General features: G+C 74.4%; 13 protein-coding genes. 2 read left to right on the top strand and 11 right to left on the bottom strand.

The window, feature by feature from the left end; translation table 11 throughout:
- Positions 1 to 5 precede the first annotated feature (5 nt).
- From C1N80_RS10065 to C1N80_RS10035, 8 genes are all read right to left on the bottom strand, one after another.
- Positions 6 to 767, bottom strand: a complete 762-nt coding sequence (locus C1N80_RS10065; protein WP_137770632.1) for a sirohydrochlorin chelatase — start codon at positions 765 to 767, stop codon at positions 6 to 8.
- A complete protein-coding gene (locus C1N80_RS10060; protein ID WP_240811093.1) occupies positions 764 to 1651 on the bottom strand; it encodes a uroporphyrinogen-III synthase in 888 nt (295 codons plus the stop codon). The genes C1N80_RS10065 and C1N80_RS10060 overlap by 4 nt, the downstream gene beginning before the upstream one ends.
- Positions 1648 to 2937, bottom strand: a complete 1290-nt coding sequence (gene cobA / locus C1N80_RS10055) for a uroporphyrinogen-III C-methyltransferase (protein WP_137770631.1) — start codon at positions 2935 to 2937, stop codon at positions 1648 to 1650. Before cobA ends, C1N80_RS10060 begins: the two co-directional genes overlap by 4 nt.
- A complete protein-coding gene (gene nirD, locus C1N80_RS10050; protein WP_137770630.1) occupies positions 2934 to 3314 on the bottom strand; it encodes a nitrite reductase small subunit NirD in 381 nt (126 codons plus the stop codon). Before nirD ends, cobA begins: the two co-directional genes overlap by 4 nt.
- Positions 3311 to 5869: a nitrite reductase large subunit NirB gene (gene nirB, locus C1N80_RS10045; RefSeq protein WP_137770629.1), complete on the bottom strand. Its 2559-nt coding sequence runs from the start codon at positions 5867 to 5869 to the stop codon at positions 3311 to 3313. The genes nirD and nirB overlap by 4 nt, the downstream gene beginning before the upstream one ends.
- Positions 5866 to 6735, bottom strand: coding sequence for a formate/nitrite transporter family protein (locus C1N80_RS10040; protein WP_137770628.1), 870 nt, complete (start codon positions 6733 to 6735; stop codon positions 5866 to 5868). Before C1N80_RS10040 ends, nirB begins: the two co-directional genes overlap by 4 nt.
- A gap of 160 nt (positions 6736 to 6895) precedes the next feature.
- The gene (locus C1N80_RS15550) at positions 6896 to 7060 is read right to left on the bottom strand and encodes a hypothetical protein (RefSeq protein WP_168198080.1); all 165 of its coding nucleotides are present in this window, start codon (positions 7058 to 7060) and stop codon (positions 6896 to 6898) included.
- A gap of 128 nt (positions 7061 to 7188) precedes the next feature.
- Positions 7189 to 7503 (bottom strand): 4a-hydroxytetrahydrobiopterin dehydratase, encoded by a 315-nt coding sequence (locus C1N80_RS10035; protein ID WP_137770627.1) that lies wholly within the window; start codon positions 7501 to 7503, stop codon positions 7189 to 7191.
- A gap of 226 nt (positions 7504 to 7729) precedes the next feature.
- On the opposite strand from C1N80_RS10035, the gene C1N80_RS10030 reads away from it, so the two are divergent.
- On the top strand, positions 7730 to 8389 hold the full coding sequence (locus C1N80_RS10030; RefSeq protein WP_240811092.1) for a (deoxy)nucleoside triphosphate pyrophosphohydrolase: 660 nt from the start codon (positions 7730 to 7732) through the stop codon (positions 8387 to 8389).
- A 51-nt stretch (positions 8390 to 8440) separates the two neighbouring features.
- On the opposite strand, the gene C1N80_RS10025 is transcribed toward C1N80_RS10030, so the two are convergent.
- Positions 8441 to 8962, bottom strand: a complete 522-nt coding sequence (locus C1N80_RS10025) for a DNA starvation/stationary phase protection protein (protein WP_240811091.1) — start codon at positions 8960 to 8962, stop codon at positions 8441 to 8443.
- A gap of 160 nt (positions 8963 to 9122) precedes the next feature.
- Here C1N80_RS10025 and C1N80_RS10020 point away from each other — a divergent pair, with 160 nt between their 5' ends.
- Positions 9123 to 10292 carry a benzoate/H(+) symporter BenE family transporter gene (locus C1N80_RS10020; RefSeq protein ID WP_137770625.1) on the top strand — a complete coding sequence of 390 codons (1170 nt, stop codon included), beginning with the start codon at positions 9123 to 9125 and terminating at the stop codon, positions 10290 to 10292.
- On the opposite strand, the gene C1N80_RS10015 is transcribed toward C1N80_RS10020, so the two are convergent.
- Entirely contained in the window at positions 10219 to 11415 is a 1197-nt protein-coding gene (locus C1N80_RS10015) for an AI-2E family transporter (RefSeq protein WP_137770624.1), read from the bottom strand. The two genes, C1N80_RS10020 and C1N80_RS10015, sit on opposite strands and share 74 nt — an antisense overlap.
- A complete protein-coding gene (locus tag C1N80_RS15905) occupies positions 11412 to 12554 on the bottom strand; it encodes a sulfatase/phosphatase domain-containing protein (protein ID WP_370296967.1) in 1143 nt (380 codons plus the stop codon). Before C1N80_RS15905 ends, C1N80_RS10015 begins: the two co-directional genes overlap by 4 nt.
- Positions 12555 to 12668 lie beyond the last annotated feature (114 nt).

Genomic DNA, 12668 nt, shown 5'->3' with positions numbered 1-12668 from the left:
GCCGGTCAGACCGCGGCGAGCGGCCCCGCGGTGATCGAGGCGGCGGCGCGGCGGCGCTCGACGAGCACGTCGACGACGGCCGGGTGCGCGCCGAGCGGTGCCGTCGTGAGGTCCGCGCCGGCGGCGGTGACGAGGTTCGCGAAGTGCCCGGGGGCGAGCACGTAGCTCACGGCGATCACGCGCCGCGCACCGGAGGAGCGTGCGCAGTCCACGGCGTCCGGGATCGACGGCGCGGCGCCGGCCCCGTAGCCGATGGTCACCGGGCAGGGCAGCCAGCGGGCGAGCAGGTCCCGCATCTGGCGGACGGCCACGGCGGCGGCGGGGTCCGAGGAGCCGGCGGCCGCGAGGACCACATGGTCGCCGGGCCGGTGGCCGGCGTCGTTCCCGGAGAGGTCCGCGATGCGGTCGCGGAGGGCGAGGACGAGCCGCGGGTGCGGCCCGATGGGGGCGGCGGCGACGGCCTCGGGCCACGGCTCGACAGATCCCGCGATGTCGACGCCGGTGTGGAACCCGGTGGAGAGCAGCAGGGGCACGACGACCACCTCGGCGCTGCGGGCGGTGTCGTCCTCGGATGCCGGGGCGGACTCGCGCGCGGTGGCGACGGCGCGGGCGACGACGTCGGCGACCTCGGGCTGCTCGACGTCGACGAAGGCCTCGAGGACCGTGTCTCCGGGGAGCGCGGCGGCGAGGGCCTCGCGCACGCGGGCGATCTCGGCGCGGCCCTCGGCGAAGCGCGTGCCGTGGGAGCAGGCGATGACGATGCTCATGACGGGTTCCCTCCTCGGGGACCGGCGGGGTCGGCGGGGGCGTCGGCGACGTCGGACGTGTAGTGCTGGACGACGGCGCGCACGAGCGCCCCCATGCGGCTGCGCTCGGGGAGCAGGGCGGGCAGGCCGCGATCCACGAGCGGCCCGGCGGTGAGCGGGCCGACGGCGGCGAACAGCAGGTCACCGGCCTCCGCGTGCTCCGTGATGCCGGGCATGACACCGGCGGCCTCCGCGGCCTGCAGCCAGTTCTCGGTGCCGGGGGCGGCGGTGAAGAGCACGGCGTCGACCTCGCCGCGGCTCGCCTCGAGCACGGAGCGGTGCACGGCGGCGGGGTCGCGCGGCGGTCCCCAGCGGTAGACGGTGAGGTTCACGACCTCGGCGCCGAGCGCGGCGAGGTGCTCGTCGAGGCCGTCGGCCCCGGAGCCGTGGTGCTGGACGGCGACCCGCCCACCCTGGAGGTCGAGGGTGGACAGGTGCTCGGCGATCTCGGCGGAGGTGCCGTTCTCCGCGACCCAGTCGACGGCGAGCCCGGCCTGCTGGGCGGCACCGCGCGCCTTGGGCCCGCGCGCGATGACGCTCGCCCCGGCGAGGGCCTCCCGCAGCCGCTCGTCGACGTCCGCGGACTCCGCCGCCTCGAACCAGCCCCGCAGGCCCACCCCCGTCGTCACCACGAGCATCGACGGCGGATCGGCGAGCAGCTCACGGGTCGTGGCGAGCAGCTGCGGATCGTCGACGTGCGGGATCATGCTCAGCGCCGGGGCGTGGTGGATCTCGGCGCCGTGCCGCTCGAGGGCGGCGGCGAGGTCCTCGGCCCGCCGGTCCAGGGCGAGCACGATGCGACGGCCGCGGAGGGTCGTCGAGAGCATGGCGGGGGCGGTGGTCACGTGATGAGCTCCCTGGGGGTGGTCGGGCCCGGCGTCGCCGTGCCGGCGGCGGGGGCGGTGAGGGGGACGGGCAGCAGCAGGCCCTCGCGGGCGACCTCGCCGATGACGACGACGGCCGGGCTGCGCACCCCGGCCTCGCGCACGGCGCGCTCCGCCTCGCCGAGGGTGGTGCGGGTGGTGCGCTGCTGCGGGGTGTGACCGTTCTCGACGACGGCGACGGGCCGTGCGGCGGGCACCCCGTGCTCGAGGGCCGCTCCGACGAGACCGGGCAGCGCGGCGACGCCCATGAGCACGATCGTCGTGACGGCGGGGTCGGCGAGGGCGGCGAGGGTCGCCGGGCTCGCGCCGAGCGGGCCGAGGGCGTCGTGCCCGCTCACCACGTGCAGGGCGGTCGCGGTGCCGCGCTGGGTGACGGGGATGCCGGCGGCCTGGGGGACGGCGATCGCGCTCGTGATCCCGGGGACCACGTCGACCGCGATCCCGGCGGCGAGGCAGGCGGTGTACTCCTCCCCGCCGCGGCCCAGCACGAACGGGTCCCCGCCCTTGAGGCGCACCACGCGGTGTCCCGCGCTCGCCTCCTCGACGAGGATCCGGTTGATCTCCGCCTGCGGCACGGGGTGGTGACCGGGATGCTTGCCCACCGGGATGATCCGGGTGCGGGCGCCGAGGATCTCCGCGACGGCCTCGCCCGGGCCGAGCCGGTCCGCGACGACGACGTCGGCCTCGGCGAGCAGGCGTCGGGCGCGGACGGTCAGGAGGTCGAGCGGGCCGGGCCCGCCGCCCACGAGGGCGACGCTCCCGCTCGCGGCGGGCCGGCGGGGCTGCAGGGGCAGCGCGCCCTCCGCGAGGAGCAGGGAGATCCCGTCGCGCACGGCCATCGAGCGGCGGGGGTCGGCGCCGACGGCGGAGACGACGCCGACGGCCACGTCCCCGGCGGTGGTCTGCGCGGCGAGTCGCGCGGTGCCGTGTCCCGCCTGGGAGGCGTTCGTGCAGAGGAGGCGGCGTCGCTCGCAGTCCGCGGCGACCTGACGGTCCACGGCGGGGCGGCCGGTCGCCGCGTGCACGAGCCAGGCGCCGCGCAGGTCACGGCGCCGGTAGGTGCGCGGGGTCCACGTGATCCGGCCGCGCGCGGCCAGGTCGGCGAGCACCGGGTCGAGCCGCGGGGCGACGACCCGCACCCGGGCGCCCTCGTCGAGGAGCCGTCGGGCGCGGCGCCCCGCGACCTCTCCCCCGCCCACGAGGAGCACCGTGCGCCCCCCGAGGGCGACGCCGAGCAGCAGGGTCATCGCGCGCCGCCGCGCAGCAGGTAGACCTCGCCGCCGCGGTCCTCGATCGGCCACACGTGCAGGCGCCGGTGCTCCTTGCCGCGGGGGTCCACGCAAGTGCCCGAGCGGAGGTCGAAGACCTGCTTGTACATGGGCGAGGCGACGGTGGCCCGGCTGCCGCGCGTGCCGACGATCCCGCGGGAGATGACGTTCGCCCCGCTGTAGGGGTCGTGGTTGTCGAGGGCATGGAGGCTTCCGTCGGGCAGGAGGAACAGGGCCACCTGGTCGCCGTCCACGAGGGCGGCGCGGCCGCGCTCCACCTCGAGGTCGCCGAGCGCGCACACGCGCGTCCACTCGGTGCTCGAGCGGGTGGCCGGGGAGAGGGTCTGCGTGCTCATCGTCGTACCTCCAGGGTAGTGCCGGCGATGAGGACCTCGCCGGATCGTCGTTCATCGGGACGTGCGGGGCGCACCTGGCCGCGCTCGGGGACGTAGGCCAGGGACGGGTCGGGGGTGGTCGGGGCGTTCACGAAGGAGCTGAAGCGGGCGAGCTTCGCGGGGTCGGCGAGGGTCGCCGCCCACTCGTCCTCGTAGTGCTCGACGTGGCGGTCCATCGCCGCGTCGAGGTCCGCGCAGATGCCGAGCGAGTCCTCCATGACGACCTCGCGGAGGCCGTCGATGCCGCCGTCGAGGGCCTCGAGCCAGGGCGCGGTGCGCTGGAGCTTGTCCGCGGTGCGGATGTAGTACATGAAGTACCGGTCCAGGGTGCGGATGAGGGTGTCGTCGTCCAGCCCCTCGGCGAGCAGCTCGGCGTGCCGCGGGGTCGCACCGCCGTTGCCGCCCACGTACAGGTTCCAGCCCTGGGCGGTCGCGATGATGCCCGCGTCCTTGCCGCGTGCCTCGGCGCATTCGCGCGCGCAGCCGGAGACGCCGAGCTTGAACTTGTGCGGCGCCCGCAGGCCCCGGTACCGCAGCTCGAGCCGGACGGCCATGCCGGTGGAGTCGAGCACGCCGTAGCGGCACCAGGCGGAGCCCACGCAGGACTTCACGGTGCGCAGGGACTTGCCGTAGGCGTGGCCGGACTCGAAGCCGGCGTCGACGAGCCGCTGCCAGATCAGCGGCAGCTCCTCGAGCCGCGCGCCGAACATGTCCACCCGCTGGCCGCCGGTGATCTTCGTGTACAGGCCGAAGTCCCGGGCGACCTCGCCGACGACGATGAGCCCCTCCGGGGTGACCTCGCCGCCGGGCATCCGCGGGACCACCGAGTAGGTGCCGTCCTTCTGCATGTTCGCCATGACGTGGTCGTTGGTGTCCTGGAGGGTCGCGTTCTCGCCGTCGAGCACGTGGCTCGGGGTGAGGACCGCGAGGATGCTCGCGAGGACCGGCTTGCAGATGTCGCAGCCGCGACCCCGGCCGAACCGCTCGATGACGGCGCTGAAGGTGGTCAGCTCCGAGACGCGGACGGCGTCGAAGAGCTGGCGGCGGGAGAGCTCGAAGTGCTCGCACAGGGCCGTGGAGACCGTGCGGCCCATGCGGGTGAGCTCGGTGCCGACGAGGCTCTTCACCATGACCAGGCACGAGCCGCAGGTGGCGCCGGCCTTCGTGCAGGCGGTGACCTCGGCGGGGTCCGTGCAGCCGTCGACGCGGACGGCGTCGCGGATCGTCCCGGCGGTCACCGAGGAGCACGAGCAGACCACGGCCTCGTCGGGCAGCTCGGCCGTGGGGGCGGCGGCGTCGGCGGGCAGGAGATAGGCGGCGGGGTCGGCGCCGAGCGCGCTGCCCACGAGCGGGCGCAGCGCGCCGTAGGCGGAGGCGTCGCCCACGAGCATGCCGCCCAGCAGGGTCTTCGCGTCGTCGGAGAGCACGAGCTTCTTGTGCACGCCGCCCACGGGGTCGGTGTAGACGACGTCGAGGGCGCCGGGGGTCGTCGCGAAGGCGTCGCCGAAGCTCGCGACCTCCACACCGGAGAGCTTGAGCTTCGCGGAGAGGTCGTAGCCGCCGAAGGTCGCCTCCCCGCCGAGGATGCGGTCACAGGCGACCTCCGCCATCGCGTAGCCGGGGGCGACGAGGCCCACGCACTGCCCGTCGAAGGAGGCGACCTCGCCGATCGCGAGGACCGCGGGATCCGAGGTCACGCAGCCGGCGTCGATGGTGACGCCGCCGCGCTCGTGGCAGTCCAGACCGGCGGCGCGGGCGAGCTCGTCGCGGGGGCGGACGCCGACGGTGAGGACGACGACGTCGGCCTCGACCTCGGAGCCGTCCGCGAAGGCGACCGCGCGCACCTCGCCGTCCTCCCCCGCGAGCACCGCGGAGGTGCGCGAGCGGGTGCGCACGGCGATGCCGCGCTGCTCGATGAGCCGCTGGAGGACGCCGCCCGCGGGCAGGTCCAGCTGGGCGGACATCAGCCGGTCGCCGGACTGTACGACGGTCGCCTCGGCGTCCATGCCCTGCAGGGCGCCGGCGGCCTCGAGGCCCAGGAGCCCGCCGCCGATGACGACGCCGCGCGCGGGCCGGCTGAGCTCCGCGGAGCGCCGGGCGACGTGGGCGCGCAGCCCCTCGACGTCGCCGAGGGTGCGGTAGACGAAGCAGCCGTCGAGCTCGGCGCCCTGGACCGGCGGCCGGGCCGCGTAGGAGCCCGTGGCGAGGACCAGATGGTCGTAGGGGTGGACCGTGCCGGCGGCCGTGGTGACCGTGCGCGCCTCGCGGTCGATCGCGGTCGCGGCGTCGCCGCTGTGGAGGGTGATGCGCGGGTCCTCGAAGATCGTCGCGGGAAGGGTGAGGTCCTCCGCCGTGGCGCCGTCGAAGAAGCGGGTGAGCCCGACGCGGTCGTAGGGGTGGCAGGACTCGTCGCCGAGGACGGTCACCTCGAGCTTCTCCTCCGCGCGGGTGACGAGGGAGTCGACGAACCGGTGCGCCACCATGCCGGCGCCGATGACGACGATGCGGGCGCTCATCGGGTGGCCCCCACGAGCTCGGACTGCGGGGCGAGGGCCACGCTGCCGGGGGCGGCCTCCGCCGCCTTCGCGGCCGAGCGGCGGCCGTGGGCGAGGTACAGGGGGACGGCCACGAAGGTCACGCCGCCCACGAGGTTGCCGAGCACGGTCGGGATCTCGTTCCACACGAGGTAGTCGGTGAGGGTGAAGTCGGCGCCGAGGAGCAGGCCCGAGGGGAACAGGAACATGTTGACGATCGAGTGCTCGAAGCCCATGTAGAAGAAGAGCATGATCGGCATCCACATCGCGATGATCCGGCCCAGGAGGTCCTTGCTGAGGAAGGCGACGACGACGCCGGTGGAGACCATCCAGTTGCACAGCACGCCGCGCACGAACAGGGTCAGCATGCCGGCGGCGCCGTGGTCGGCGTAGCCGACGGTCCGCCCGTGGCCGATCTCGCCGATCGCCTCGCCGACGGGGCTCGGCGGTGCGGAGAAGCCGTAGGTGAAGTAGATCGCCATGAGCACGGCGACGGTGATCGCCCCGCCGAGGTTGCCGAGGAACACGAGGCCCCAGGTGCGGAGCATCGCGCCCCAGGTGACCTCCTTGCGCCGCATCATCATCGCGAGCGGGAGGAGCGTGAACACCCCCGTGAGCAGGTCGTACCCGAGCAGGTACAGGAGGATGAAGCCGACGGGGAAGAGCAGCGCGCCCAGCAGCGGCTGACCGGTCTGGGTCGAGACGGTGACCGCGAACGCGGCGCCGAGGGTGAGGATCGCGGCCCCCATGTAGGAGCGCACCAGGGTCTGCGTGCGGGTGTAGGAGACCTTGGAGGCGCCGACGGCGGCGAGGCGGTCGACGAGCTCGGCGGGCGAGAGGGAGGACATGGCAGCTCCTCAGCGAGAAGGGGAGTGTTCACATGTCCCGTGCGCCTGCAACGGGGTGCGGCCATCGTGGGCTCTGGTCCCGGGGACACGAAGCCCGGGAGGGCGCCGTGACCTTCTCGTGATCTGGGGTCTCAGTCCTGGATGCCGCGCGGCGCCGCACTCAGCAGGTCTCGCGGAGGTGGCCGTGCTCCCCTTCAGGGGCGAGGTCCCGGTCGCGGAGCACCATGAGCGGGGCGCGGTCGGTGCGCGCGCAGGCATCGGCGGAGGTCAGCCCGGCCTCGTCGATCTTCGGGAAGCGGGCGAAGGCGTCGAGGTTGCCGACCACGGCGGCGTCCGTCGGGGAGGCGCCGCCCAGCTGGTCGTCGGGCCGCCGGTGGTGGGCGGGAGCGCGATGTCGCCCCTGCCGCCGTCGGAGGTGAGGCCCCGGGGCGCGGGCGGGTCGCCCGGCGCCGCTCACCCGTGGGCCGGTGAGACCCCGAGCGTCGCGGCGTGCTGGGCGACGATCTCCGCGAGGTCGAGGTCGCGCCGGGTCACCCCGCCGACGTCGTGGCTCGTGAGCGTCACGGTCACGGAGGGATAGGTGAGGGTGAGGTCGGGATGGTGCGCCGCGGCCTCCGCGGCCGCGCCGATGCGGTTCACGAGGTCGAGACCGGTGGCGAAGTCACCGGTGTCGTAGCCGGCGGTGATGCTCTCGCCGCTCTGCGTCCAGCCGCTGGGCAGGGACGCGGCGATCTCGGTGGAGGTGAGGGTCTGTTCTGCGTCAGCCATGGGGCCATCGTGCCGCAGTTCGGCTCCCGGTGCCTCGGGCAGGCGTCTCGGTGCTCGCGGTGCGCGAGCGAGTGCGGCTGCTGCGGGAGGCGGGCGCGGAGCCCCGCACGACGCTGCTGCCCCCCGCAGCGGGCAGAGGCCGTCGGCGCTGCCCGGACCTGCTGACGCCGCCGACCCCGATCGGCGGCGCCCACCGGGTGTCCCACCCCTGCGCGAGACTGTCCCCATGAACGCGACCGATCCTGCCTGGCACCGCGGCACCTGCCCCCGCTGCGAGAGCCCGGAGGTGCTGCTGCACGTGATCGGCCTCCCGCTCGCCGGCGTCATGGAGTCCTCCCCGCACTGGGTGCGCTGGGACGGATGCCTCGGGCTCGGCCCCGATCGTGAGTGCACCTCCTGCGGCTGGACCTGGTGGGAGCACGACCACGGCCACGCGGAGCGGGAGGAGTTCGATCCCGACGACGCCGAGGAGGAACCGGCGGCGCCGCTGCGCGTGGTGGGCGCGGTGCTCGTGGACGCGCAGGACCGGGTCCTCGCGGCGCGGCGGCGCGCCGGCCTGCGCGAGGCCGGGCGCTGGGAGTTCCCGGGCGGCAAGATTGAGCCGGGCGAGTCCCCGCAGGAGGCGCTACGGAGGGAGCTGCGCGAGGAGCTCGGCGTCGAGACCCGGGTGGGGTGGCTGATCGGCCGCGGCACCACGGGCGCGGGCGGGCGCGAGCTGCACCTGGACTGCTACTGGGCGCGCGTGCTCGGCGCCCGCCCCGCGGGCTCCACCGATCACGACGAGCTCGCATGGCTGGATCGTGACGCGCTCGCGGAGCGGGACTGGCCCGAGGCGGATCAGCCGATCGTGGATCTGCTCGTCGAGGGTGCGCTCCCCCGCTTCTGATCGCCGCGACACACCGGCCCGGCGAACGGCCGGGGTCCGGTCACGGAGGAGTCAGCTCGCGGGCTTCCGGGTCTCCGCGGAGAGGAACCAGGCCTGCTGCTCGAGCTTCTCGATGATGCCGTGGAGGATGTCCGCGCTCGTCGGATCCGCCTCGTCGACCTCGTCGTGCACGGTGCGCATCGTGCGCACCGTCTGCTCGACGGCGGCGGTCATGAGGTCGATCGCGTCATGGGTGAGCACCTCCCCGGCGGGGAACTCGGCGAGCGAGGTCTGCTCGGCGACCACGTCGGGGCGGCCGTCGGGCGTGGCATGGAGGGCGCGCATGCGCTCGGCGACGTCGTCGGAGCTGTCCCGGGCGATCGCGACGACCTCGTCGAGGTTCAGGTGCAGGTCCCGGAAGTTGGGGCCGACGATGTTCCAGTGCGCCTGCTTGCCCGCGAGGTGCAGGGCGGTGAGGTCCACGAGGACCGCCTGGAGGTTCTTGGCGAGCGCGTCGTCCGCCAGGAACCCGCTCTCGGCGTTCTCGGTGGGGGTGGTCTTCGCTGACGCCTTCGAGGATGAGCTGGTGGACATCATGACGATCCTTCCGTCGGTGGAGCGTAATGCCTGACCCCGTCGACGGTACTCGGATCCTCGCGGATTGTCCCGACCTCGTCGCAGTTCGGGTCACAGGACCGTCACCTGCGCGGACTCGCCCCGCCGCGGCCCCTCCTCCCCCGCTATCGTCGCGCCCATGCCCTCCGGTCACGCCGCCCCGCTCAGCGCCGGAGCGATCTCCGCCCTCGTCGCCTTCACGAGCTCCTTCGTCGTCGTCCTCACCGGCCTCGAGGCCGTGGGCGCGAGTCCCGCGCAGGCAGCGAGCGGGCTCACCGCGGTGAGCGTGCTCATGGGTCTTGGCTCGATCGTGCTCTCGCTCATGACACGGCTGCCGATCACGGTCGCCTGGTCCACCCCCGGCGCCGCGCTGCTCGCCGCGACCGGCACCGTCGAGGGCGGCTGGCCCGCCGCGGTGGGCGCCTTCGCGCTCGTCGCCGTGCTCATCGTGCTCACCGGGCTGGTGCCCGCCCTCGCGGACCTCATGGCGCGGATCCCGCCGGCGCTCGCGCAGGCGATGCTCGCCGGGGTGCTCCTCCAGCTGTGCCTCGAGCCGGTGCTGGGCCTCGCGGCGAACCCGCTCGAGGTCGCGCCCGTCGTGATCGTGTGGCTGCTCGCGCTGCGGCTCGCGCCCCGCTGGGCCTCCCCGATCGCCTTCGCCGCGGCGGCCGTCGTCATCGTGGTGCATCTCGTGTCGACGGGCGGGTCCCTGCCGGCCGGCGCCCCCGCCGGTCATCTCGAGCTCACCGCGCCGCGGCTCACCCCGGGCGCCGTGATCGGCATCGCGCTGCCGCTGTACCTGGTCACCATGGCCTCGCAGAACGTGCCGGGCGTCGCGGTGCTGCGCAGCCTCGGCTACGAGGTCCCGTGGCGACCCGCCATGCTCGTCACGGGCGGGGGCTCCCTGCTGGGGGCGCCGCTCGGCGGGCACGGCATCAACCTCGCCGCGATCAGCGCGGCCCTCGCGGCCGGGCCGGGAGCCGGGGAGGACCGTTCGCGCCGCTGGATCGCGAGCCTCACCTCGGGGATCGTCATGGTCGTCCTCGGCGTGCTCGCCTCGGCGGCCGCGCAGCTCGTGGCCCTCGCCCCGGAGGGCGTCGTCCCCGCCGTCGCGGGGCTCGCGCTGCTGGGCACCTTCGTCGCTGCGGTGAAGGGGGCGCTCGCGCGCGAGGAGGAGCAGCTGCCCGCGGGGATCACCCTGCTCGTCGCCGCCTCCGGCATCGCGGTCGCCGGGATCAGCGCGGCGTTCTGGGCGCTGCTGGCGGGGCTGGTGGCGCGCTCGCTGCTGCGGGCGCGTCCGCGTCGCTGACGCCCTCCCCGGTGGGGCCGTCGGCGGCTGTGCCGTCGGCGGGCTCGTCGGCCCGCTCCCCGATCCGCTCGCTCGGCGACTCGACCGCCGCGCGCGGCGTGTCCGCGACGAAGGCGTTCAGCCAGCGGGCCGACGGGTCCGCGTCGAGGAACAGCTCCTTCACGAGCAGGGTCATCGGCACCGAGAGCAGCGCCCCGGCCGCCCCGAGCACCCAGGACCAGAAGAGCACCGAGAGGAACGAGATGCTCGGCGCGAGCCCCACCGCGCGGCCCGTGACGCGCGGCTGCACGAGGCCCTGCAGGAGCATCGCGACGACGACGCACACGGCGACCACGAGCGCCGCCGTCCACGGGCCCTGCGCGAGCAGCGCCATGAGCGTGGGCGGCACCATCGCGATGAGGAAGCCGATGTTGGGGATGTAGTTGCACACGAACAGCAGCACCGCCCACACCGCGGGCAGGGGCACCCCGAGCGCCCACAGGGCGAGGCCGTCGATCACGGCGACGACGACGCCGAACACGGTCGTCACGATCCAGTAGGTGCGCACGGCCCGGGAGAAGTCCACGAGGGCGTGGGCGAAGCGCGGGTGCGTGCGCTCGACGACCGCCATCCGCTCCGGCAGACCGGCCGCGTCCATGCCGAAGAAGATGATCGTCGCGACGGCCGCGGCGACGAGGGCGCCGATCGCGCTCACCGAGGACAGCGCCTGGTTGAGCAGGCCGAACAGGCTCGAGAAGTTGAACTGCGCGAGCCAGGTGCTGATCTGGTCCTGGCTCACGCCCACCCCGGCGAGCGCGTCGAGCGAGCTCTGCAGCAGCGCGTCGAAGGAGTCCGAGTAGCCGGGGAGCTCGAGCACGAGGGTGCGCACCGCCCACGTGATCGAGAGGAAGAACGCGGCGAGGGCGAGCAGCACCGCGAGCATCGCCGCGATCGATCCGAGCACCCGTGGCGCCCCCGCCCGTTCGATCACCGCCGCGAGCGGGTGCGCCGCGATCATGAGGTTCAGCGCGAGGAAGACCGGCACGACGAGGGAGGCCAGCTCCTGGAGCCCCGCGAGGACCAGCCAGGCCGCGGCGAGGCCGATCAGCAGGAGGATGCCGCGCGGGAGGACGGGGTTGCTCATGCGGCGATCGTAGAGCCCTCGCACGGGCAGGTCAGCGGGGCCACTCCAGGGGTGCCGGGCCCGTCGTTGTAGTAATGGACGTAGGTGTGGGTGCGGGTGCGCACCCCGTAGTAGGCGGGGGCGTGGTGCTCGGGGTCGTCGTGCTCCCAGTAGCGGTAGTAGCCGGCCTCGGGCCAGTCCTCGACGCGCTCGCCCCGCAGCAGCGGCAGGAAGCTGCGCCCCTGCTGCTCCGGGAGCGCGGTGGGTGAGATGCCGGCGGCCTCGAGCAGGGTCGCGGCGACATCGACGTTGGTGACCATCTCCTCGACCCGGGTGCCCGCCGGGATCCCGTCCGGCCACCGCACCACGAAGGGCATGGTGAACGACTCGTCGAACATGGGCCGCTTGTCGAACCAGCCGTGGTCGCCGAGGAGGAACCCCTGGCCGGAGGTGTAGATGACCAGGGTGTTCTCGGCGAGGTCGTGCTCGTCGAGGTAGTCGAGCAGCTCGCCCACGGAGTCCTCGACCGCCTGCACGCAGCGGAGGTGGTCGCGCATGTACCGCTGGTACTTCCAGGAGGAGCGCTCGGCGCAGCGCTCCTCCCCCTCGAGCTCGGGCGGCACCGGCTCCTTGACGTCGGTGAGGGTGAGGTCGTCCAGGCGCATCGCGACGCGCCGCACCGATGCGCTGCGGCCGGCGTGGTCGTCGGCAATGGTCTCCGGCTCGGGGATCGTGCCCTCCGTGTAGCGCCCCTCGTAGCGGGGGTCCGGGATCCAGGGGCGGTGGGGTGCCTTGTGGTGGACGAGGAGGCAGAAGGGCCGCTCGGGATCGCGACGGTCCAGGAAGTCGATGCTGCGGGAGGTGACCTGTCCGTCGCGTAGCCCGGGACCGTCTCCTCCCCCGCGGGGCCGATCATCACGGGATCGACGTAGGCGCCCTGGTCCGGGAAGATCGACCAGTCGTCCATGCTGCGGGGCAGCGAGGCCTCGGAGGTCCCCAGGTGCCACTTGCCGTGGACGGCCGTCTGGTAGCCCGCGTCGTGGAGCACCTCGGGGAAGGTCCCCACCCCGTGGTCGAACTGGGAGTAGATCGAGCAGGCCCGGTTCACGTGGCTGTAGGTGCCGGTGAGGACCGACGAGCAGGATGTTGGGCCGGGGCATCGCGCCGTCCTCCCCCCCCGACCGTGCCCGCGGTCACAGCGACGCGGCCGCGGAGGCCCTCTCCGACCGCCCGGCAGGGCCCCTTCATCACGGTGTGATCACACGGGGGTCGAT

This window comes from Brachybacterium sp. SGAir0954 (genome assembly GCF_005490785.1).
Lineage (GTDB): Bacteria > Actinomycetota > Actinomycetes > Actinomycetales > Dermabacteraceae > Brachybacterium > Brachybacterium rhamnosum.
The sequence above is the reverse complement of the archived record's forward strand: the minus strand, read 5'-3'. Positions and strand labels throughout refer to the sequence as shown.

Excerpts from the sequence above, each read along its gene's own strand:
- C1N80_RS10065 (WP_137770632.1), bottom strand. The coding sequence starts at position 767 with ATGAGCATCGTCATCGCCTGCTCCCACGGCACGCGCTTCGCCGAGGGC.
- C1N80_RS10020 (WP_137770625.1), top strand. The coding sequence starts at position 9,123 with ATGCCCTCCGGTCACGCCGCCCCGCTCAGCGCCGGAGCGATCTCCGCC.
- C1N80_RS10030 (WP_240811092.1), top strand. The coding sequence starts at position 7,730 with ATGAACGCGACCGATCCTGCCTGGCACCGCGGCACCTGCCCCCGCTGC.
- nirB (WP_137770629.1), bottom strand. The coding sequence starts at position 5,869 with ATGAGCGCCCGCATCGTCGTCATCGGCGCCGGCATGGTGGCGCACCGG.
- C1N80_RS15905 (WP_370296967.1), bottom strand. The coding sequence starts at position 12,554 with ATGCCCCGGCCCAACATCCTGCTCGTCGGTCCTCACCGGCACCTACAG.
- C1N80_RS10025 (WP_240811091.1), bottom strand. The coding sequence starts at position 8,962 with ATGTCCACCAGCTCATCCTCGAAGGCGTCAGCGAAGACCACCCCCACC.
- nirD (WP_137770630.1), bottom strand. The coding sequence starts at position 3,314 with ATGAGCACGCAGACCCTCTCCCCGGCCACCCGCTCGAGCACCGAGTGG.
- C1N80_RS10035 (WP_137770627.1), bottom strand. The coding sequence starts at position 7,503 with ATGGCTGACGCAGAACAGACCCTCACCTCCACCGAGATCGCCGCGTCC.
- C1N80_RS10015 (WP_137770624.1), bottom strand. The coding sequence starts at position 11,415 with ATGAGCAACCCCGTCCTCCCGCGCGGCATCCTCCTGCTGATCGGCCTC.
- C1N80_RS10040 (WP_137770628.1), bottom strand. The coding sequence starts at position 6,735 with ATGTCCTCCCTCTCGCCCGCCGAGCTCGTCGACCGCCTCGCCGCCGTC.
- cobA (WP_137770631.1), bottom strand. The coding sequence starts at position 2,937 with ATGACCCTGCTGCTCGGCGTCGCCCTCGGGGGGCGCACGGTGCTCCTC.